Consider the following 21,373-nt stretch of genomic DNA (forward strand, 5'->3'; position numbering starts at 1 on the left):
ATAGAAAGAAGAGGGGGCACGGGACCAAGTTGATCCAATGCCCTCGCTTTATTAGTTTTCCTTATCTTTTCTGGCCTTCCACTGATAAAACACTCCGGGCATCACCAGCAATACAAACAACAATGTGGTGATGGTGCCGCCGACCATGGGTGCGGCAATGCGTTTCATGACATCTGCACCGGTGCCGTCTGAAACCATCACTGGGATCAATGAAATTAAGAGCGTAAGGCTGGTCATCATCATTGGCCGTATGCGGCCTGCTGCAGCCTGTGCGACTGCGGCGGTATTGCCTTGCTGCGACTTATTATCGCCAGCTGCCGATAAATAGTGCAGCATCAAAAGACCCATCTCGGCGGCAAGGCCGGCCATAGCGATCATGCCCACCCATACGGCGACACTCAGTTTGTAGTCGAGCAGGTATAACAACCAGAAGGCCCCGACGAGTGCCATCGGCATGGCCGTAAGTACAAACAGGGTGTCAGATAACCGGCCGCGGTGCAGGTAGAGCAGGAAACAAACTGCTAGTAAGGTCAAGGGCACCAGCCATTGCAGGCGGGACTTGGCCCGCTCCAGATATTGATACTGGCCAGCCCAGGCGATGCGTTGGCCGGGCACCAAGTTGACCTGTTCGGCGACCACCTGTTTCGCTCGATTTACATAGTCTGCAACACCGGCATTGCCTTTCAGGTCGACAAATACCAAACCCACCAACTGCCCGTCTTCATTGCGAATCATGGGCGGGCCGGTGCGGAAGTCCATATCTGCCAACTGGTTGAGAGGCACCTGGGAACCATCGGAAGCGGGAACCAGAATCTGCTCCAGCTGTTCCGGGGTATCCCGGTAGTCGCGGGCATAGCGCACCAGTACGTCGTAACGTTCGCGCCCCTCGACTGTCTGGGTAGCAGCCAAGCCACCGGCAGCCGCGGCAATCACATCTTCGATATCCTGCACATTTAAACCGTGGCGGGAGGCCCGTGCGCGATCGATATCAAAGTCCAAAAAGTAGCCACCGGTGAGGCGCTCGGCAAAGACGCTGCGGGTTTCATCGGCGGTGCGCTGATCGCTGCGCAGAGCTTCCTCGATGGCCAAAGCGGTCTGTTCGATTTCCTCCAGGTTGTCGCCAAACACCTTGATACCTAACTGGCTGCGAATACCAGTGGCGAGCATTTCGGTACGGGTTTGGATGGGCATCCACCAGATATTCGGCATACCGGGATACTGTAGTTTTTCATCCATCTCCGCTAGCAGGTCGTCCCAGGTCATGCCGGGCCGCCATGCATACTTGGGTTTCAAGGTAATCACGGTTTCTACCATGGAGAGTGGTGCAGGGTCAGTTGCACTGTTGGAGCGCCCGATTTTACCGAACACATGCTCAACTTCGGGGAAGGCTTTTAGCTCTTCATCCATCTGTTGTAGCACCTTGCCCGCTTCGGTCACCGACATGCCGGGTAGGGCGGTGGGCATATAGAGGATACTGCCTTCATTGAGCGGCGGCATAAATTCGCCGCCGAGCTTGCTGATGGGGTAGGCCACGGAAACCAGGGCGATTACCGCGAGGGCCGCCACCATTTTGCGCTGGCGCACACAAAAGTGGATCACCGGCTGCAGTATAAAAACCAGGGCACGGGTGACCGGGTTTTCCTTGGTGCGGATTTTGCCGCGCATCAACAATACGGCGAGAGCGGGGATCAGGGTGATCGCCAGTAGTGCGGCAAAGGCCATACTGTAGGTTTTGGTATAGGCAAGGGGTTTGAACAAACGGCCCTCGGTGGCTTCCAGTGCGAACACCGGCAGGAAGGAAACCGTAATAATAATCAGGGAGAAGAAGATGCTCGGCCCCACTTCCTGCATTGCCCGAACAACCAACCTTCTTCGCTCAGCAGTGGACAATGCCTTATCGCCACTGGCTGCCAGCTTTTTATGGATGTTATCCACCATCACCACGGCGGCATCCACCATGGCGCCAATGGCGACAGCAATCCCCCCCAACGACATAATATTGGCGGTCAGCCCTTGCAGGGAAAGTGGAATAAAAGCCAATAACACAGCAATGGGCAGGGTGATTACCGCGATCAAAGCCGACCGTGCGTGCAATAGGAAAATGGCGATCACAGCGGCGACCACTAACATCTCTTCAATCAGAGTGTTTTTAAGGTTGTCGATCGCGCTGTTAATCAGTTTTGAGCGATCATAAGTCACTACCAGCTCGACGCCTTCCGGTAAACCGGCGCGAACCTGTTCGATACGCTCTTTAACCCTTTCAATCACCTTTAGGGCATTTTCACCGTAGCGCATTACCACAATACCGCCGACAGTTTGCCCCTCACCATCCAGCTCGGCAATGCCGCGCTGCATGGCCGGTCCCAAGGTGATATCGGCAACCTGATCCAGGGTTACGGGAATTTTTGCCGCGTTTACTCCAATGACTACTTCTTCGAGGTCAGAAACACTGCGGATATAACCGCGGCCGCGCACCATATGCTCGTGGCCGGCAATCTCCAGCACCCGCCCGCCGGTGTCGTTGTTACTGCGGCGAATGGCCTCGACCACTTTGCCTAAAGGAACCTTAAACATCTGCAAGCGGTGGGGGTCGATCTGGACTTGATATTCCTTCTCATAGCCACCGATGGAGGCCACTTCGGCCACACCTTCCACAGAGGTGAGCCAATAGCGCAATTTAAAATCCTGTAGCGCGCGCAGTTCTTGTAGATCGTGCTTACCGCTGCGATCTACCAGCGCATACTGAAATACCCAGCCGACTCCGGTGGCATCTGGCCCCAGGGTGGGCTGAACATCCTCAGGGAGTTGGTCTGCCACTTGGTTGAGGTATTCGAGCACCCGTGAACGGGCCCAGTAAATATCGGTGCCGTCTTCAAATATGGCATAGACAAAACTGAGCCCAAAGAAGCTCTGGCCACGCACATATTTGACCTTGGGCAGCCCCAACATGGCGGTGGAAAGCGGGTAGGTGATTTGGTCTTCCACCAGGTCCGGGCTGCGGCCGGGCCAGTCTGTCATGACGATCACCTGGGCATCGGAGAGATCCGGGATAGCATCCAGGGGAACATTGATAAGGGCCCGGTATCCCGCCAGGGCGGCAATGGCCACCAGGATCAGAGTGATCCCCGGCTTGCCAGCACAGGCCCCGATAATACGGGCGATCAGCCCTTTGGGTTCGGTATTTACCACTGCTGTACCCCCGATTTCAGGCGGCTCTCTGCCGCGATCAGGAACACACCCGAGGTGACGATTTTGTCGCCCTCCTGCAATCCAGAGCGAATCACAATGCGATCGCTATCCCCGTAACCGGTCCACACCTGCACAGGCTCCAGGCGGCCCTGGCCCAGATCGCGGAATACGATGCGTTTCTTTCCGGAAATCAGCACAGAATCCCTGGGAACCACCAAAAGATTACCCAGTTCGGCACTCAACATAATGTCTGCAAACAACCCTGGGCGAAGCTCGCCATCGGTATTGGGCAGGGTTACGCGCAGCCGCGCGCTGCGGTTGCTGTGATTGAGGAACGGGTCGATCTGGGTGAGGGTGGCTGGGATTTCCTCGTGGTAGACGTTGGTTAAACGCACCTTGGCCGGCATACCTTTTTCTAGCAGTGGCAGCTGGTCCTCATAGGCGTGGGCCTCGATCCAGACCTGGCTGAGATCGGCAATACGCAGTAGGTTGTCCCCCTTCTGAAAGGCCGAACCGGCGACAATATTCTTCTCAATAATCACGCCACTGGCCGGAGCGAAAATCGGCACATAGTCTTGTGCCTTCTGCTGCTCTACCAGCCAATCGATCTGCTCTTCTGAGAGTCCCCAGAGCAGGAGGCGCCGGCGTGCGGCTTTTTCCAGGGAGTCGCCGCGGCGGCGAGCTTTCAGGTATTCGTCCTGAATGGCCAGAAGCTCCGGGCTGTAAACGGAAAATAATACTTCTCCGCGTTTGACTTCCTTGCCCTCAAAGTCGGCATCCAGGTCACCGATCCAGCCATCAAAGCGCAGGCTGATATCGCGCAAGCGGGTCTCGTCGTAAGTCACCTGGCCGTGCAGGTGAATGGGCAGGGCGAATGGCTGTCTTTCAACTGTGCCAGTTTTAATACCAATGGCCTGGCGGCGGCCGCTTTCAACCACAATACTGCCGCTTTGCAGTTCATCGTGGCTGACCGGCTGCAAGTCCATACCGCAGATAGGGCAGGTACCGGGCTTTGCAGCGCGTACTGACGGGTGCATGGCACAGGTGTAGTAAGCGGTATCCGAGGCTTCGGGTGCTGATTTTAAGCGCAGCCCTTTGCGGTTGGTGCTCATATCAAAGGCCAGGTCCACATGGCGATCGTGGCCGTTAGCCACATCTACCACCATGGGCCATGAACCCACCATGGCGAGTTCGATCTCACCCTGGAAAACCCCGGGACTGGTCTCGATAATATCCGCCTGGGCGCGCATAGCCGGCATGGCACCCATCGCAGGCATTTCCGCTATTGCGCGAACTTCGGCACCTTTGACCGGCTGGTTTTCTCTGTCCCTAACTTCGATGCGAATCTGGTTCTTACCAGCGCGTGGCTGCTGTGGATCTACGGTTACTGCGATCTGGAAGGGGCCGGCAGGAATAAACTCAATATGGTCGGTGGCAGCCAAGCCAGCTGTTTTCTTCCAATAGAAAGCAGCGCCCGCTGCCGCCAGCAAAATTACGAAAGAAACCAGGCTCAGCGTTTTCGCGCGGCTCATTTCGCACCTCCAGAGATAGAGGGGATGAGGTTTTGGGTGCCGAGCTTGGTGCTACGTGGGGTGCCAAGTTGACTATCAAAGGCACTGCCCATTTTTTTGCTGCTACGGGCAGCAACGGCTTGTAGGGAAATCAAAGGGTTCACTCCTAGAACAATCTTTCTGAAGCCCAACAGCAGCAATGACAAAAATCGAAAAACGGATATATGGTGCTGCTGGAAATTTCGTAAATCAGAGAGAGGGAGTGATCAAATACGCAGGCGCAGAGTGGCCAACCAGGTTCGATTGCCGGGGAAGGTAAAGGCTAGGGGAAAGGGTGTAACCGCGTTGGGCACCGGTGGGGCCAATATTTGCGGCCACTGGTAAGTGGGTGGTGGTGCCAGCTGAGGAAGTTCCAGGCCAAGGAAAGCGGTGGTTAAGGTGGCCGCCTGATCATCCAAGGAGATCTTGAGGGAAACCTGGGTATCGTATTCACAGCAGTCGACCTCATCGGGCTCTGAGCTGGTAACCATATGGTCACAACAGCACTCCGCTGCTGGCTCAGGGCTCTCCATCATTTCGCAGGCAAGCACGGTTTGCACCTGGAACATCAGCAGGAGCAGGGCCGCCATAGCAATCAGTTTGGCGCGAAATGTGGAGGAGTAGTGCTTCATTACTGATAAATCATACACCAGAGATTGGCTACCCGACAAAGATTGCCTTCACCGCGTGACTGGCTGGTGTTCTCAAGTTTCTCCAGGCAATGAAAATATAAACGAGGCTCAGCAATTTCCCATGAGCCCTATGGTGGGAATTCCGACATCCATTTTCTCTTCGAGGCAGGCTTCCAAGCGATAATTAAGCTGTGCCCCTCTTAATAATGGGCCAAGTCACATATAGCTATCGAAAGCGACATAAGGTTCCCCAATGCCATTCCTTCCAAATGCCGCCTTATTGTTGATTTCTTTAATGAGCATCATCTTTACTACTTCGGCTTTCGCTAGCTCTACTCAAGATGCCTTACAGATGTTGCATGCTACGGCGAATGATCTCAATAAGAAAATTGATAGCGACTGGATACTGAGTAGGGAACGGAATTTGACAGCATGGCTGCGAATGAAAGCAGTTCGCCAAGCGAGTTATGACGGTGAAGACTTGTCTTTCCTCCAAAAGCACGGCCTTGAAAAAAAGAGTCCGACTTGGTATGAGGTGAATTTAAAAGAACATCCTGAGTGGATGACCGCATACCGGTTGCTAATGCCGTTATCCTCTTGGCGAGGACTGCCTAAACACCAAGCTAAACTTTATGAACTTGGCATGACTGTGGCTGAAGTTAATAAACTCACTGGCTATATCCTGGCTAATGATATTCAGGAAATAACGATCCAGGCAGAGTTGGATTTTTTACGGGAGGAGGAATCCACTTACGTAAGTAGATTTCTTCAAGGAGGTGAAGACTTTTCCTTAATCTATTTAGAATTTGTGGATAAGTTTTACGCGCTCTCACATGTATTGGAAACCGATTGGGCGATAGGCCTATTTAGCCTGTTCGATCGTGATGGTCAAGATATTTTATTGACTTACAGTTTGTCGAAAGTTAACTCCCGGATAGGTCTGGGGAAGAGTAGTTTTAGCCTGGATGAGAAGGTTGACATATTCATGGGGTATTTTCTCTCTGGAGGATTTCATGCATCAACGAAAGAGTCATTGCAGAGACACAAAGAGAGAAGGCGAGCCGATAGAACTCAAATTAATCTGGAATTTAAACCCCCGACCGATAAAGCCGTCAATGAGTGTCGTTGCGCCCCAAAGCAATGTTCGTATACCAATCCTTGAATATACTCATTAATAGCGATAACGCCTTATGACGCTTGTGTGGTCAATTCATGATTTTGAGTGGTAGTAGCAATGGCTGTAACAAGGACCTGTATTTGTTTTGTCGTACTTCTCATTTCATTGCCCCTTGCGGCAGAAGAAAACATCCCCGCCACGGAATCCTACGGTCCTCTCACAAAAATGACCAACTTATGGCTCCGAGGTGAAATTAGTAAAAGGCAGATTCGAGAACTGGCGTTGAGGGGGCGATATGTGAATAGCTCAGACAATGATATTGCTCACGTATCCTTTTTCTTGGATGAGATGCAGGTTGTTGCTCGTGGATCATCGGTGTCCGGGCGCTCTGCCCAAATCAATATCCAGGTCAATGAGTCCAAGTTTGACCTGGATTATGACCTTGTCTCCATGCACCTCTTAATTAACGGGCATGGCAGTGGGCTATCGAATGAGCAAAAGTTTCTTCTGATTGTGATGAGTTATCGATTGGCAGCTGAGGGTTGGAGCAAATCTTTGGGAATAGACCAAATGGAGAAGAGCCTGATCTATAACACTCTAAATTACCTCTCCGAAATGCCGACAGACTATAAGATGTGGGTGATGGCTAAGGAGATTAAATATCCCTTACATTAATAATATAAACAGTCAAATTTAAGTCTGAGGTGATAATCTAATCGTTTATAAATAAGGCTCTAGTACAGTGGCAGTCAGTGCCTACTTTCTTCATTTATAGTAATGCCTGGCTGGCTCATTCTCTCCAAATTACAGCGGGAACTTTATTGGTTCGTGTAACCCTCTGTAGTTTTTGTACCCGTTTTACCAGAAATGAGTTGGGGTATTGATGGACCACTGAAGCTAAATTGTGAATGCCGTTTAATATTTGTTTACTTACCTGCTGCGGTTCTGCGGCGCCAGTGAAAGTAATGGTAAAGACACTGGCCTCCCTGATAGCTGTCTCTTTTTTGCTTCGTGTGAGAAGCAGCTGGACCTCCTCAACACCAGGGACCTGTTCTGCGAGTCTGATCACTTGACCGGTACTGATCAGTGCACTCAGTAAGCTGACGGAGTCATCTGCACGCCCTTCAATAATAAGTGCGTCGCTGCGGCCGCAGCGGCAATGGCTCTTTTCGATTTTATCGCCCAGGCGGTAACGAATTAGCGGTACCGTCCAACCATCGCCGATGCGGGTCAACAAGGCACCGTGATCATTGGGTTCGATCAATTGATCCGGGAGCAGATGGTAGGTATCCCGATCACACTCTGGCCCATTGACGGCAATACTGTTGGTTTCCACCGATCCGTAATCACACCAGAACCCGGCGTTGGGGAAGGCACTACGCACTGCTTTAAACTTGCTCTCGGTCCAGGGTTCTGCCATCCAGATAATGGTATTGATAGCCAGTTTGCCTTTGGCATCCATTAATCCCTGGGCAAAGTCAGCTAATCCTGTTGGCGCTCCTGCAAGGGCATTGATCCCAATTTCATCAAATGTCTCTATCCATGCACTCACTTCTTCCGGGGTAAATGGGCCTGCGGGCACAGAGATGGCTTTACTCTTTTCACAGAGGGTTTGGATAAAGTAGTGGGCACCCCATAAACGGCCCGGATTGAAAAGGTTGAGAAGTACACTACCAGGCCCCAGCGGTTTCCATTGTTGGAGTAGCCTTCCCATTGCCTGGTGAAAGGGCGTATAAGCGAGCTTTGGTTTTCCCGTGGTACCACCACTGGAATTTAAGATAGCGCCGTTTGTATTTGCTATGGCCTTAGTGATGCGCAAGATCTCCTCGGGCCCACTGATTGGGAGGTCTTCAATCCTAGTGGCGTTGGTGGGCACGCTTAGGCCGCCGTGTTCAGATAGTGATTTGGCATGGCAAAGCAACTGATCCCAATTTAGGTGTCCAATAGCCATAGAGATCCCCAGCTTTCCGCTTTCCTTTACGCGTTCTTAGCTATTCATATTAGAAGTAACTTGTGTGGTTAAATTGATGAGTAAAGCTGGATTAAAAATGGGCTAGAAGCCTAGATTTGAAATAAGCTGATAGATTAGCTCGATATTGGGTCGCATCAAGCGACTGAGACAGATTTGCTAAAGTCCCTCAACTAAACTGTTGCCCAGAAATGGGATGACAGGAACCACCTTGGCTTATTGGCGAAAGGGCTCGGTAGAGCACTCAATCCTCGCCTTAACACTGGCGTTGGCAGCCTGCTCACCACTGCCCGTAGAGTTAGCGCGAGACCAGGTTGTCCAGCAGGTGCAACTGCGGGGTCTGCCGGCGCAGATCGTCATCCCGGAGCTTGTGCCCACATTGGTGGCTGAACTCAGTGCCACACCCCTCAACGCCGATAGGGCCATGCAGATCGCATTGATCAATAACCCTGAACTGCGCGGCTATTATGCTCAACTCAATATTGCCGCCGCTGAGATATACCGGGCCGGACGCATCAGTAACCCGATATTTTCCGCTTCATTATTATCAGGCGAACAGACCCAGAATACCTACGGCCTAATGGCTTCCCTTTCCGACCTGATCACACTCCCCACACGTAAACGCCTAGCTGCGATGGAGTTTGCGACGGTCCAGCAAGAAGTCGGTGCGGAACTGTTACACCTTGCCGCTCGTGCGGAGGGAGCCTTTTACCGCTGTATCGCTGCTCAACAAGTCTCCGTTATGCGTGGGCAAATCGCTAAAGCTGCGGATCTCTCCTGGCAACTGGCCCGCCGTTACTTTGAAGCCGGGAATCTGACACCCCGGGATCTGGCATTAGCAGAGGCAGCGGCTGCAGAGGCACAGATTGTTGCGTTACAGGGTGAAGAAACGGCTTTTGCCGCACGTACCGAGTTGGCAACAATTCTAGGACTGTCAGTGGATGGTATCTGGGATGTGCATCCGCAGCTGTCTTTACCGGTACTCCATGAAGACAGCCTGCAAGAGCTTTTGCTTCTTGCACGAGAGAGCCGTCTCGACTTGGCGGCAGCCATAGCGCGCACAGAGAGGCTGGCAGAGGATCTTCACTACAATGATTGGCGGCGTTGGCTGGGAGAGCTGAATTTTGGTATTGGTCGCGAGCGAGAGGACGACGGTGCCAATCTAACCGGGCCGTTATTGGATTGGGAGATTCCGATTTTTACCCAACATGAAGATCGCTTGCTTGAGCTGGATGCTGAGTTACAGGCATCTATAGGTTTGGTGGCGCGCCTGCTGTTGGAAAGTGACAATGGCGTACGTCTTGCTTTCGCTAAAACGCAAAGTGCCAGGGCAAGAGTTGCTGTGTTTAGATCCCGTTTAATTCCGGCACGAATGGAAGCGGTTACACAGGCGCAACTGGAAGAAAATTACATGCTGATCGGCACTTTTGAGCTGCTACTCAGTAAGCAACGGGAGTATGACGCCTACCAGGGCTACCTTGAGGCGTTGGGAGACTATTGGGTAGCGCGCGCCTCACTGGCGGAAGCTGTGGGTCGGCGCCTGCCGAGCAGTAATCAAGTCTCTGCAGGGAAGGTAGATGTAGAGGCCTTTATAAGCCCAAGGTCGACCTGGAAGCATGGGGAGCACGGGAAAGATTCACAGGAGGCTCCTGCAGATGGGCACAAACATCACGGTATGGCGCCATGAGGGGAGTCACGGATGATTTCACGGCGTAGATTCTTGCAGGCTGGAAGCCTGGGGTCACTGGGTGCTGCGCTGGACGCGCGGGCAGTAGCAGGGAAGGAGGCCCAATCACCTAATGCATCGTCAGAGGGCGACAAAACTTCCAGCTATGTTCCGACTCGAACACTGAATGGCTGGACACTTCCCTATAGGTTAAAAGGGGACGTTAAGGAATTCCACTTGGTAGCAGAAGAGGTGGAACATGAGTTTGCCCCCGGCACCCGTGTCAAATGTTGGGGGTATAACGGGACCACCCCCGGTCCAACGATTGAGGCCGTGGAAGGGGATCGGGTGCGCATACTGGTGACTAACCGCCTCAAGGAGCATACCACGGTACATTGGCACGGCATTATCCTACCGAGTGGCATGGATGGAGTCGGGGGTGTATCCCAGCCACATATTCAGCCCGGCGAGACTTTCGCCTACGAATTTACCCTTAACCAACAAGGTACTCACATGTACCACCCTCATGCGGATGAGATGGTACAGATGGCGGAAGGTATGATGGGGATGTTTATTATTCATCCCCGAGAGCCAGAGATTGAACCAGTAGACCGTGATTACAGTTTCTTATTACATAACTGGGCGGTACATCCGGGCACCTATAGACCGGACCCATCGGTGATGGTGGACTTTGATCTCTGGACGATCAACAGCAAAGTATTTCCGGCAATTGATCCTTTGGTTGCCCGTACCGGTGAGCGGGTACGTGTGCGCATGGGGAATCTGTCTATGTGGAATCATCCCATGCATATGCATGGAGTGCAGTTCTACGTTACCGGTTCCGATGGAAGCCGTTGGCCCCGTTCCCAGTGGCGGCAGGAAGCTACGGAGATTGTCGCCGTGGGCCAGACCCGCGATATAGAGTTTATTGCCGTGCCCGGCGACTGGGCCTTCCACTGTCATATGGCCCACCACACCATGAATGCGATGGGGCACAATATTCCCAATCCGATGGGGGTGGATCAAAGCGGCGTAGCGACTGAAATTCAAGAGATGCTGCCGGGCTTCATGCCTATGGGGCGCTATGGTATGGCCGAGCACCAGGTCCATGTAGAGGAGGGGCACCTCCCAGGGCCGCGCAATACAATGCCGATGCTCGTGGGTAAAGGCCCCTACGGCAATATCGAGATGGGCGGCATGTTTACCCTGGTGAAAGTACGCGATGATTTGGCACCAGGAGATTATCGAGATCCCGGCTGGTACAAAGCGCCTCCAGGCACAGTGGCCTGGCTTGTCAGCAGCGATCCCAACTACGGTGAACCGCCACGGCATTCTTAGGGGCTATCGAAGTTAATTGAAATACAGTCAGGCTTTTTGGGCCGATACCACAGAAAAATAGCCAAGCGCTTTGTGGCATAGAGGGTTTTTAAAACCCGTTATAGTGAGGAGTTGGACTAGCTGTTGCTCTGAAAACAACTGCGAGCCATGATTCATAAAAAGGTGGAAGCTAAACAGGCTTGGGGTCAGCTGGCTCTCGTCTAAGAGCATGTCATGGATAAAGATATGGCCTCCTTTAGGTAACAAAGAGAAAGCTTTGCTTAGCAGGTTTTCACAGGTCGCTTCCTGCCAATCGTGCAGTACATTGCTAAAGCAAATACCATCAAAACCTGTGGGCCAATTGGCACTGAACAGGTCTCCCTTCACTACGGTTATCTGCTCTTTTTTGTTGAATTTTTCAACATACTCTTTCGCTGTCTCACAGACAGGCCCCAGATCAAAGAGCAGGGCATTGCGATCTGGATAGGCATCGCAAAAGGCCAGCGCTATGGTTCCAGAGCCGGCACCGGCATCCAGTAAGGTGTTAACGCTTTTGAAAGTACCGTTTGAAGCTGCCTTAACTGCGGAGGCGAAACCTTGCGAATGCATTAAACGGGTAAAGGCTGCAGCAGACTCATTATCCATTTCGTCATTCTGCCACATATCTGTTACCGAGCGACCTTTGCACTCAAGTTCATACTCACATTTCAGGCTGGTTAAAATCTTTTTGTCCAGGTGGTTGATATCGTAGATGGAAAAGGGGTCGAGAAGGACTTCACCCCAATAATAGGGACTGGTCTTATCAAGATAATTTTTTGCAAGTTTAGTGTTCTTTAATTGGTTATTTTCAATACTGATGTAACCCAAATGATTCAGTATCAAAAGGTAGTGATTAATGCCTTTGTGGCTGAGTTGTAATTTTCGGGCTAACTTTTCACTGGTATTGCAGCCTTCTTCAATTAACCCACAAATATTGAGCTGGGCCGCGACCATCAGGCAGGCGAAGGTGTAATTGCCCATTAGGCGGTCCCACAGGGGGGCGTCAGAAATAGTGGGGGGTTGTATCTGCATGGAACTCTTTCCCTTTGCCTAATAGCTCTAGTAGTGGATCACCCCGGACTGATAAAGCTCCTCTACCTCCTTGTCGGTGAGGCCAATACCAAACAGAATTTCACGAGTGTTTTCCCCATAAAGGGGCGCTTGCTGAAATTTCAACGGTGGAGTGTCGCCAATAGAGAAGGGGGTATTTAAGAATTTGATGGACTTGCGGCTCTTGCTACGTGTATAGGGAACGGAAACTATTTTGTTATTCTTGCGTACATAGGGGTTGTTTAAAGCTTGGGGGATATCGTAGACAGGTGCACAGGGAACCCTGCCCTCCATTTGCTCAGCCCATTGAGCACAGGTTTTCTTTTTGAAGATAGAATCAAGGGCTTTTGTTAACTCTTCCCTATGTCGCATTCTGTCCTCATTCGTAGAAAAACGATCATCTTTCTTGAGGGATTCATCGCCTAATTCCGAACAAAGTATTTCCCAGAATTTTTGAGTCAGGCAGGCAACATAAAACCATCCATCAGCAGTTTTCACTAATTGGGAGGGCGCCTGTGACGCGTGAGCGGAGCGAGGTTGCTTTTTGGGTACTATCCCCTCATTGAGGAACCATAAGCCTTGATAGCAGAGGCAGTTCAGGGCAATGTCAAAGAGATTAGTATCAAAATCTCCGCCTTTACCAGTGATTTCGGTACGTAACAGGCCTGAAACGGTGCATAGAGCTGAATAGACGCTGCCCAGCAAATCGACCACTGAGACTCCGACTTTAGTGGGAATGGATCCTGGATCTCCGGTAACTGACATCCATCCTGTCTCGGCCTGCATCAGGAAGTCATAGCCAGGCCAGCTCTTTCTATTGTTATCTCGGCCATATCCAGAGAGATGAGTGCAAACGATTCTAGGATTGACTGTTTTCAGTTCCGTATAAATAACACCCAGCGCTTCAGGTAATGAACCTCGAAAATTATCAATAACGGCATCCGCGTTTTTAACAAGCTCATGAAAGACTTTTTTACCTTCTGGAGTGCGTATATCCAGTGCCAGGCTTTTCTTATTGTGAAGAGTTGTTTCGGCGCTTTCATTATCTGCATGATTTTCATCAAAAAATAATGCGCCCATCCTTCTTAATGGATTACCGTTTTGTTTGGGATCTTCAATATTGATCACCTCTGCGCCTAACATGGCTAACAGTGTGCCATGAAAGGAACCTGCGCCCCAGGTTTCAAATGAAAGGATACGTTTATTTTGAAGAGGTAGCATTGTGAAGGGGTCGCTTAGTGATTTGTTATATCTAACAATAGTCTGGCTAAAATTTTCTATAAGTTTGTTTCGCTTAGGTAGCATATGATTTGTGAATGTTTAAATAGCCAATTTTAATTGGCACTACATTGATGAATGTGGGTGTTGAAAATACATTGGCGATAAGTGTAGAAAGAACGGGCCGTCAGTACACATGGTGAGCATGCCTCACGCCGGAAGATATAAATGACACAATCTATTTTACAACTTGCCGAAAAAATCCGTGCTGGTGAGTTGACGTCAACTACATTGATTGAAGAGTCTTTGGATAAAGCTCGCGCCGATGAGAACCTCAATGCTTTTATTAGCTTAGATAAAGAAAAAGCATTAGCTGCAGCACAGCATATCGATAGGTTGGTGGCTGAAGGAGCACCTTTAGGGCCACTCAGCGGCATTCCTTTGGCAATCAAAGACAATATCAATGTGAAAGGCATGCATACAACGGCTGGTACACCCGGTATAGACTTCATTGCCAGCCACTCAGCGCCTGTTGTCCGTTCTTTAATCGATGCGAATGCCATTATAGTGGGCAAGGCAAATATGCATGAGTTGGCATTTGGTGTGACTTCAAATAATGCGGCTTTTGGTGCAGTAAGGAACCCTATGGGTTTAACCTGCTTTCCAGGTGGTTCTTCGGGAGGCACTGCAGCTGCGATTGCTGCCGGTATAGTACCTGCTGGGCTAGGTACGGACACGGCAGGTTCCGTAAGATTGCCCGCAGCACTGACGGGTATTGTTGGCTTTCGCCCCACCACAAACGCTTTAAGTCAGGCTGGCATTGTCCCTTCGGTTCCAACATTCGACGTTGTAGGCCCCATGGCGCGAACTGTAGAAGATGTGACCTATCTATTTGCAATAATGAACAAAACCTCTTTGCCTAACCGAAAAGAGCTTAAGGGTTTACACTTTGGCGTTGCCTATCCCCACTCAGCTGACCTTTCTCCCCGAGTGAAGTCCGCTTTCCAATTAGCCCAGGAGCGATTGAAAAAAGCAGGCTTGACATTAACGAAGTTAGATTTGACAGAGTTAGTAGACTCTGCCTTCGACATAGGCTACCCAATCGCTTATCACCAAATGAAGTCGGCAATGATCACTTTTTTACAGAAATACCAACCTGATACTACCCTTGAGCAGTTAATTGACAGTATCGCCAGTGCAGATGTGAAAGAGATATACCAGGAATCGGTGATTGGGCGCAGTGCACCAACAGATGAGCAATATAAATACGCTTTGAGTAAACTGCCGAAAGTACAGCAGAAATATCTTGATGCTATAAAACGCAAAGGCGTTGATGCGATAATTTTCCCTACGGCATCCATTGAGGCTCAGCCAATTGCGACCTCATCGCTGTCGATCAATATTAATGGGGTGTCAGTACCAACGCTGCAAGTGTATGAGCGAAATATTGCAGCAACGTCCGTCTGGGGTGCTCCGGGTCTTAGCATTCCCTTGGAGAGCACAACAACTGGTTTACCCATAGGACTCGAACTTGATGGTCTGCCTGGTGAAGATTTAGATTTACTTGCTATTGGTATGGCAGTAGAGGATATTTGCTCTCCTAAAACCGTTTAGCTCCATAGTTATTAAATATCTGGTCAAGTATCTATTGAGACATTTACCACTATAACTATGCCCCCCTGTACTCTTAATATTGATGGGCTGCAATCACTCTTAGAGTATATTGCAAGCCCACTTCTTAGAATGATGTGAACAAAAGTGATGAGAACAAAAAGTTAATGCTCTTTATAGGATGCCATTGTTTGTTTCTCTTTGCGGTTAAGTTTTTGATCAAAAAACTTAAGTATATCCAGGCTCAGGCTCTCATGAACTTGTGATCTATCAAGGGTCTTGTGATCTTCACAAAGCCCTTCTAAGTACTTTTTGCCGAGAGGGGTACAAGTAGATAGGAAAGTGTAGTGGCTCGCCTTTTCTATCTCCTTATATTCAGCACCTGAAATCAAAGATGCAATCCTATGGGCATTGGTCAAACTGGGTGCAACGCTATCGAGAGAACCGACGGCAACGGATACTGGAACAGAGATCTCCATTAGGCTTTCCTGGGTTAGAGCCTGGGAGACAGCTGGGGAGAGAATATAAGCTGCGGAAATTTGATCGATTTTATAGGAACTTCCGTGTTCTGAGAGGGAAACTTTTATATAGGGATTATTCTCCACCTTTTTGAAGGCTTCGTTGATATTTGGGAACTCTGCCTGTCCCTCACAAGTAAAATCTCTCTTCTGGCTATGACAGAAATCCTTGAACAGTGATCTATCTGTGATGCCTCCGATAGCAGAGAGTGCGGTATAACCACCTAAAGAAAAACCCACAACGCCTATCTTGCTGGGGTCAATATGCTGTGACCAATTCTCATCCTTCAGGATAGAATTTAAGGAAAAAGAGAGGTCGCGTGTTCGCTCCCACCATAAAGTGTAACCCGCAGCGTATTTTTTAGGCTCTATTGCGGTATTACCATGATGATTGACGCCAAGCACCAGATACCCGTTTTCGACTAAGCGCTGGGCAATCCAGAGCATTTGTAGGGCAGATCCACCTGTTCCATGGGACATCAGTATTAAAGGCATCTTTTCATTGAAAAGTGGTTTAGCTGCCCAAGCCACCTCTCCAGCATTGAATAGCTCTTTACCTGGCTGCCCCAGTAACAAAGGTTCGCTATGAGCTTCGGCGGTAGGGTAAAACAAGTGAGAAGTGACAGGCCGCTTTCCCTCTCCATCCCAGGATGGCCTGCTGGTATCAATATAATTTAGGGTTGCGACTCCAACATTTGTGGCGCTGTTCGCGGTTGTATAGATCGGTGAAAGCAGTAAGACGATGGTAGAGAGTAACCTCAAGAACATATTTGACCTATTTGTTGGTGGATTATTCCTTTTATCTTAAATAGATATGTTTTATTTAATTGACCGTTAAAGTGAATTACCGATCTCAAACCTTCATGTAGGAAGGCTTGAAGTATGGGAAGTAGCCTATTGGTAAACTAAGAGACAGCCAAGTTAAATCTACGAAAATTCTTACTACTAAGATATAAATGGGATTGTTTTAACAGTATTCCCGAAATTGGGTACCTGAAATAAGAGTAGCCTGTTGGACACTTTTAAATTTGATGACAGACAATCTTCACAAGCCTAAAAAAACAACAAAATCTTTCAAGTCTTTTAATCGCGGATATTCGATTATGGTGTAGATATAGGTAAGCGAAAGAGTCGTATCTGGTACAAATTACAGGTAAATAGCCAAAGACAACTCTCTGTGAAGATGGCAATCTTGAGAACACGTTTTTTAGCCACTCAATTCATTTGACTTTTTCGTAAGGAACACGAATGAGGAATATTGCACTGGTCAAACCAATAAAAACAGGCTGTTGGCTAATCACATTGGCTCTGGGCTCAATGGTTGTGCATGCGGCTGGTCAGGAGCGTGTCATTGTAGAGAAGGCTTTGGAGTGGCAGCAAGCCGTGGAGACCACGCTTTATTGTACAGTTAGCGTACCGTTTTTACATGAAGTTTCCAGCCATAATCAAGCTGAATTGACTACTGTGAAGCCCGTCGGTTCGACGATTAAAGCCGGTGATTTGGTGGCGGAGCAGGATGGTTATTACCTAAACAGTGAGATTGCGGTCATTCGCACCGATCTTGAGCTTGTAGAGGCGCAACTTAAACATGCAAAAGACGAATTGGCGAGGCTTGAGACCTTAAGACAAAGTGAGATGGTGTCTCAATCCCAGCTGAGTGTGCTGCTACTTCAGGTCAATACCTACCGGCTGAATAGGCAGCGATTGAAACAGCAATTACAAACCAGTGAATATCGCCTAGAACATCTGAAACACTATGCGCCGTTTAATGGTCAAGTGATACAAGTGATTGCTAGCCCAGGTGAGAGGTTAAGTCCCGGCCAGAGAATTGCGCAATTGTTACCCCTGGAAAAGAAGCAACTGGAGTGCAAGGTTCCCCAAGATCAAGCGCCTGAAGTCTCCTCAATAGAAAAGTTTGAATTCCATCTTCAGGGTGAGCCGATCTTTTTACGTGATATTGGCGTAACGGTAGAAACTGATACTCAAAATTTAACGCTCTATTTTGAAAGTAATGGAGATCAGTACCAATCGTTATTAGTGGGACAGCGTTTCCAGGTTTCTATGCTCAAAAGAGCTGAAAATGCATTTCAAAACGAGAGTATTACCCGGGTCCCATCAGATGCCGTCAAGCTTGAAGGCAATACACATCAAGTTTGGGCTGTCGATGGGGAGAATAAAGTACATAAGGTACCAGTAAGAATACTCGACACTTTGGACTCCTATTTCGTTGTCCAGTCAGAAATCCAACCCGGTGATTTATTGGTTGTGGTTGGGCATGAAGGCTTGCAGGTAGATCAGGATGTGATACCGGTGAATAAGGCACAGTCATGAAGCTTTTGGAGAAATACAGCGCGGTAATCATAAGCTGCGGTTTCTTATTAGTTATTCTAGGAATTACCGCTGGTCTTAAATTGCCCAATGCACTATTGCCGGCCATTGATCGCCCCCAAATTGCTCTCGCAACATCCTGGCCTGGTAAGACAGCGAGTGAAATAGAACAAGCTCTTGTTGCTCCCTTGGAACAAGAGTTATCTTCAATAGGGCATCTCAAGGAGATTCAGACCAATACGTCCAACGGTTTTGCCTGGACCACCATGACCTTTCACTTAGATGCCGATATGGAGCAGGTGTATATTGATGTGCTCTCGCGCATGAACCAGGTACCAAACTGGCCTTCACACGTACCGCTACCTCGTGTCTTTAACTTCAGTAATGGTGCGGGCGCTACACTAGCCAGCTTCTTCCTTTATTCGAAAACTTCGGCTAGTGAAGCTGAACTCATCCAGGCTTTTAGAGACCATATCCAACCCGCATTTAGTAAAGTCCCTGGTGTCGCCTCGGTGATAGTCGCAGGCACGCCCATGGAGCAGCGTGTCGATATCGAGTTTGAACCGGTCAAGCTCGCCAACCATTCACTGACCATAGATGAAGTGCAATCCCGTCTCAATGATCTGGTAGACCGGTCCGGTGGAAGCCTGAAAATTGGTTCCAAAGAATACGGGCTGCATTTCAATGGCCATGTACCATTGAATGAACTCCGCAATATACCGATTGCCAGCAGGGGGCCACACATTATTCAACTGGGGGATATTGCCTCAGTCCATACTCGATTGGTTTCCGACTGGAATTACTTTGCGCTTCAAGGCAACCGAGCTTTCTATTTCTACTTACAACCGGCAGAGAATATCAACGTTTTAGATTCCATCGATAGCATCAAGCAGGTGATCGATGAGTTGAATCGTGGAGACTTGTCGAATTTAGGAATGGAGGTAGCGTTTAGTCGTGATGACTCAAAGAGTATACGTAACTCTCTAATGCTTGTTTACGGAAGCCTGCTAGTGGGAGCATTACTGGCTTGCCTTGTCCTGTATTGGTTTTTGCGAGATCTAAGGACTCTGTTCCTGATTTTCCTCAGCATACCGGTTTGCGTTGCTCTTGTTACCCTTGGAATGTACATAGCTGGCAAGAGTATGAATGTCATCTCTTTGGCCGGCGTAGCTCTATCCATCGGGTTGTTGGTTGATGCCGCTATCATTGTTGTCGAGAATATCCAGCGGCTACGGCAGCAGGGTTTGGGACTTTTACCAAGTATTCGCAGAGGGACTCAAGAGGTCAGTGGTGCATTGGCGTCTTCGACAATCTCCAGTGTCATCGTGTTTCTGCCAATCCTCGCCATGCAATCGCCCACTGGGCAATTGTTTATGGATCTCGCCTTCACTATCTCCAGTGCACTTTTGGCTTCATTGTTGTTCGCTCTGGTTCTCTTGCCGGCGATAGCACGGTATACCTTGAAAGGCTTATCAGTAAAAGCTTCTCGAGAGAAGGGTAATGAGTCCAATCGACTACTATCGAAATTTATAAATTGGTCGGTATTGCCGGCAACGCGTCGGCAATGGGCTTATGCAGTGTTATTGCTCTGTGTACCTGTAGCACTCTTCGTTGCCTATGTTGCAGCTCCCCCTATTGATGTATTGCCAGAGCCCAAACAGGCAATGGTTTCCACTTATATCAATTTTGAAGAGCCCATGGCTTTGGATGTTATTGAAGAGGAAGCAGCCCAGATTATCCAGAATAGGATTGAACGAAAGATTGGTGCCCGAAGTTCACAGATCTCTACCTATGGAATCATGTGCTATCCAGCTATGTGTAATCTCTATTTTTATACTCATGGGGATTGGGAGTTTGATGAATTCAAGAATTGGGTCGAAACAGAGGTTGTGCATGATTTGGTCGGCACAAGGATATTTACCCGTCAAGGCCAGTTACTGCAATTTGCGATGCCTAATAGTCGGGTTAGCCAGTTAGATGTGAAGGGCGCAGAACTTCCAGTCCTACAGTCTGTGGGAAGAGAATTATTGGCTCACCTAAGGTCTGAGTTTCCAAATGCCCAGATTCAGGAAGGCACAGCGCTAAATGACCGCGGGGTGCGTATTGAATTTCAGCCAAATCAGGAGCAGCTTATACATTTTGGAGTGAGTCTATCGGACTTCAATCGTTATCTCGTAACCTTAACCGATGGGGTATATCTGGGAAATTTCTATACAGGGACTAATACGCTCCCATTCTATTTGAAGTCTAGAGAGCCCAGGGATCTTAAGCAGCTTCTTGATACGGAGATAATGATTGGAGGGCATGGCTTGGTTCCTCTACGTCAACTGACTGAAGCAAAAATTACCCTGGCCCCAGATAACATTCTTCGTGTCGACCAGGATGTTAGTGTTTCTTTGAACCTAACACCGCCTGCAGAAATCGCCATGAAAGAGTTTGTCGACAGTGTCAGTGGAAGCGTCAAACGCTTTATGAGTACCGGTGAGTATCAGGGGGTGCACGTTCAGTTTCGTGGTAGTGCCAATGAGCTTAAGGTGTTCCTTCAGGAGTTCCTCTATCTATTTTTTGCTGCTTTAGTGATATTAGGAATGATCATGTCCTTTACCTTGGGTTCTATTAAGTTGGCTGCAGCTGTTTTACTCGCGATCCCCTTATCTTTTGCTGGTGGTATGTTGAGCCTTAGCTTCCTTAACCTATTTGTGACGCAGAACCTCGATGTTATTACGATGATAGGTTTTGTAATGCTGATGGGGCTCGTGGTGAATAACTCTATTCTATTGGTTAACCAGTATCAGGTGGCAATGAATGCCGGTGCAAATCAATTTGAGGCGATTAAAAACGCGGTGAACTTGCGTATTCGCCCGATAATGCTGACTACCATAACGTGCATATTAGGCAACTTGCCTCTGGTTCTGAATCCCGGTGATAGCGCAGCGATATATCGAGGCCTTGCAGCGGTCATTACTGGTGGAATGCTTTTTTCCGCTCTCTTGGTATTGGTTTACATGTCAGCCATGTTATCTCTTCCTTTATTCAAACTTCAGCGAAGTGTTGTGAACTCTGAGGAAGAGTCAAGAACGTTGATTGTTGATGCTCTGGTGTAAGATATTTGCCCAGTTAGAGGTGCCCACAATTGATCCAATACGCAAAAAGCCAGGGAGAAAAATCC

At 49.1% G+C, this 21,373-nt stretch carries 14 protein-coding genes; 7 read left to right on the forward strand and 7 right to left on the reverse strand.

Going from position 1 to position 21,373, the window contains the following annotated elements; all coding sequences use genetic code 11:
• Positions 1-51: 51 nt before the first annotated feature.
• From FIU95_RS09375 to FIU95_RS09385, 3 genes are all read right to left on the reverse strand, one after another.
• Positions 52-3,189 (reverse strand): efflux RND transporter permease subunit, encoded by a 3,138-nt coding sequence (locus tag FIU95_RS09375; protein ID WP_152453527.1) that lies wholly within the window; start codon positions 3,187-3,189, stop codon positions 52-54.
• Positions 3,183-4,721 carry an efflux RND transporter periplasmic adaptor subunit gene (locus tag FIU95_RS09380; protein WP_152453528.1) on the reverse strand — a complete coding sequence of 513 codons (1,539 nt, stop codon included), beginning with the start codon at positions 4,719-4,721 and terminating at the stop codon, positions 3,183-3,185. The genes FIU95_RS09375 and FIU95_RS09380 overlap by 7 nt, the downstream gene beginning before the upstream one ends.
• A gap of 245 nt (positions 4,722-4,966) precedes the next feature.
• Positions 4,967-5,371 (reverse strand): hypothetical protein, encoded by a 405-nt coding sequence (locus FIU95_RS09385; protein ID WP_152453529.1) that lies wholly within the window; start codon positions 5,369-5,371, stop codon positions 4,967-4,969.
• Positions 5,372-5,624: 253 nt separating this feature from the next.
• On the opposite strand from FIU95_RS09385, the gene FIU95_RS09390 reads away from it, so the two are divergent.
• A complete protein-coding gene (locus FIU95_RS09390; RefSeq protein ID WP_152453530.1) occupies positions 5,625-6,533 on the forward strand; it encodes a hypothetical protein in 909 nt (302 codons plus the stop codon).
• A gap of 252 nt (positions 6,534-6,785) precedes the next feature.
• On the forward strand, positions 6,786-7,163 hold the full coding sequence (locus FIU95_RS09395; protein WP_152453531.1) for a hypothetical protein: 378 nt from the start codon (positions 6,786-6,788) through the stop codon (positions 7,161-7,163).
• A 115-nt stretch (positions 7,164-7,278) separates the two neighbouring features.
• Here FIU95_RS09395 and FIU95_RS09400 read toward each other — a convergent pair whose 3' ends face one another.
• Complete coding sequence (locus FIU95_RS09400; protein WP_152453532.1) at positions 7,279-8,439, reverse strand: AMP-binding protein; 1,161 nt, start codon at positions 8,437-8,439, stop codon at positions 7,279-7,281.
• Positions 8,440-8,653: 214 nt separating this feature from the next.
• Here FIU95_RS09400 and FIU95_RS09405 point away from each other — a divergent pair, with 214 nt between their 5' ends.
• Together FIU95_RS09405 and FIU95_RS09410 are read left to right on the forward strand one after the other, a co-directional pair.
• On the forward strand, positions 8,654-10,144 hold the full coding sequence (locus FIU95_RS09405; protein ID WP_152453533.1) for a TolC family protein: 1,491 nt from the start codon (positions 8,654-8,656) through the stop codon (positions 10,142-10,144).
• Between the two features lie 12 nt (positions 10,145-10,156).
• Positions 10,157-11,461: a multicopper oxidase family protein gene (locus FIU95_RS09410; RefSeq protein WP_152453534.1), complete on the forward strand. Its 1,305-nt coding sequence runs from the start codon at positions 10,157-10,159 to the stop codon at positions 11,459-11,461.
• A gap of 27 nt (positions 11,462-11,488) precedes the next feature.
• Here the strand turns inward: FIU95_RS09410 and FIU95_RS09415 are convergent, their stop codons facing one another.
• Entirely contained in the window at positions 11,489-12,511 is a 1,023-nt protein-coding gene (locus tag FIU95_RS09415) for a methyltransferase (protein ID WP_152453535.1), read from the reverse strand.
• Between the two features lie 27 nt (positions 12,512-12,538).
• On the reverse strand, positions 12,539-13,750 hold the full coding sequence (locus tag FIU95_RS09420; RefSeq protein WP_172975363.1) for a CaiB/BaiF CoA-transferase family protein: 1,212 nt from the start codon (positions 13,748-13,750) through the stop codon (positions 12,539-12,541).
• A gap of 225 nt (positions 13,751-13,975) precedes the next feature.
• On the opposite strand from FIU95_RS09420, the gene FIU95_RS09425 reads away from it, so the two are divergent.
• A complete protein-coding gene (locus FIU95_RS09425) occupies positions 13,976-15,361 on the forward strand; it encodes an amidase family protein (RefSeq protein WP_152453537.1) in 1,386 nt (461 codons plus the stop codon).
• A gap of 161 nt (positions 15,362-15,522) precedes the next feature.
• Here FIU95_RS09425 and FIU95_RS09430 read toward each other — a convergent pair whose 3' ends face one another.
• Complete coding sequence (locus FIU95_RS09430) at positions 15,523-16,452, reverse strand: dienelactone hydrolase family protein (protein ID WP_172975364.1); 930 nt, start codon at positions 16,450-16,452, stop codon at positions 15,523-15,525.
• Between the two features lie 672 nt (positions 16,453-17,124).
• On the opposite strand from FIU95_RS09430, the gene FIU95_RS09435 reads away from it, so the two are divergent.
• Both FIU95_RS09435 and FIU95_RS09440 read left to right on the forward strand, forming a co-directional pair.
• On the forward strand, positions 17,125-18,207 hold the full coding sequence (locus tag FIU95_RS09435) for an efflux RND transporter periplasmic adaptor subunit (RefSeq protein ID WP_152453539.1): 1,083 nt from the start codon (positions 17,125-17,127) through the stop codon (positions 18,205-18,207).
• On the forward strand, positions 18,204-21,308 hold the full coding sequence (locus FIU95_RS09440) for an efflux RND transporter permease subunit (RefSeq protein WP_152453540.1): 3,105 nt from the start codon (positions 18,204-18,206) through the stop codon (positions 21,306-21,308). The genes FIU95_RS09435 and FIU95_RS09440 overlap by 4 nt, the downstream gene beginning before the upstream one ends.
• The last annotated feature ends 65 nt before the right edge of the window (positions 21,309-21,373 follow it).

Origin of the sequence: Microbulbifer sp. THAF38 (assembly GCF_009363535.1) — a bacterium.
Taxonomy (GTDB): domain Bacteria; phylum Pseudomonadota; class Gammaproteobacteria; order Pseudomonadales; family Cellvibrionaceae; genus Microbulbifer.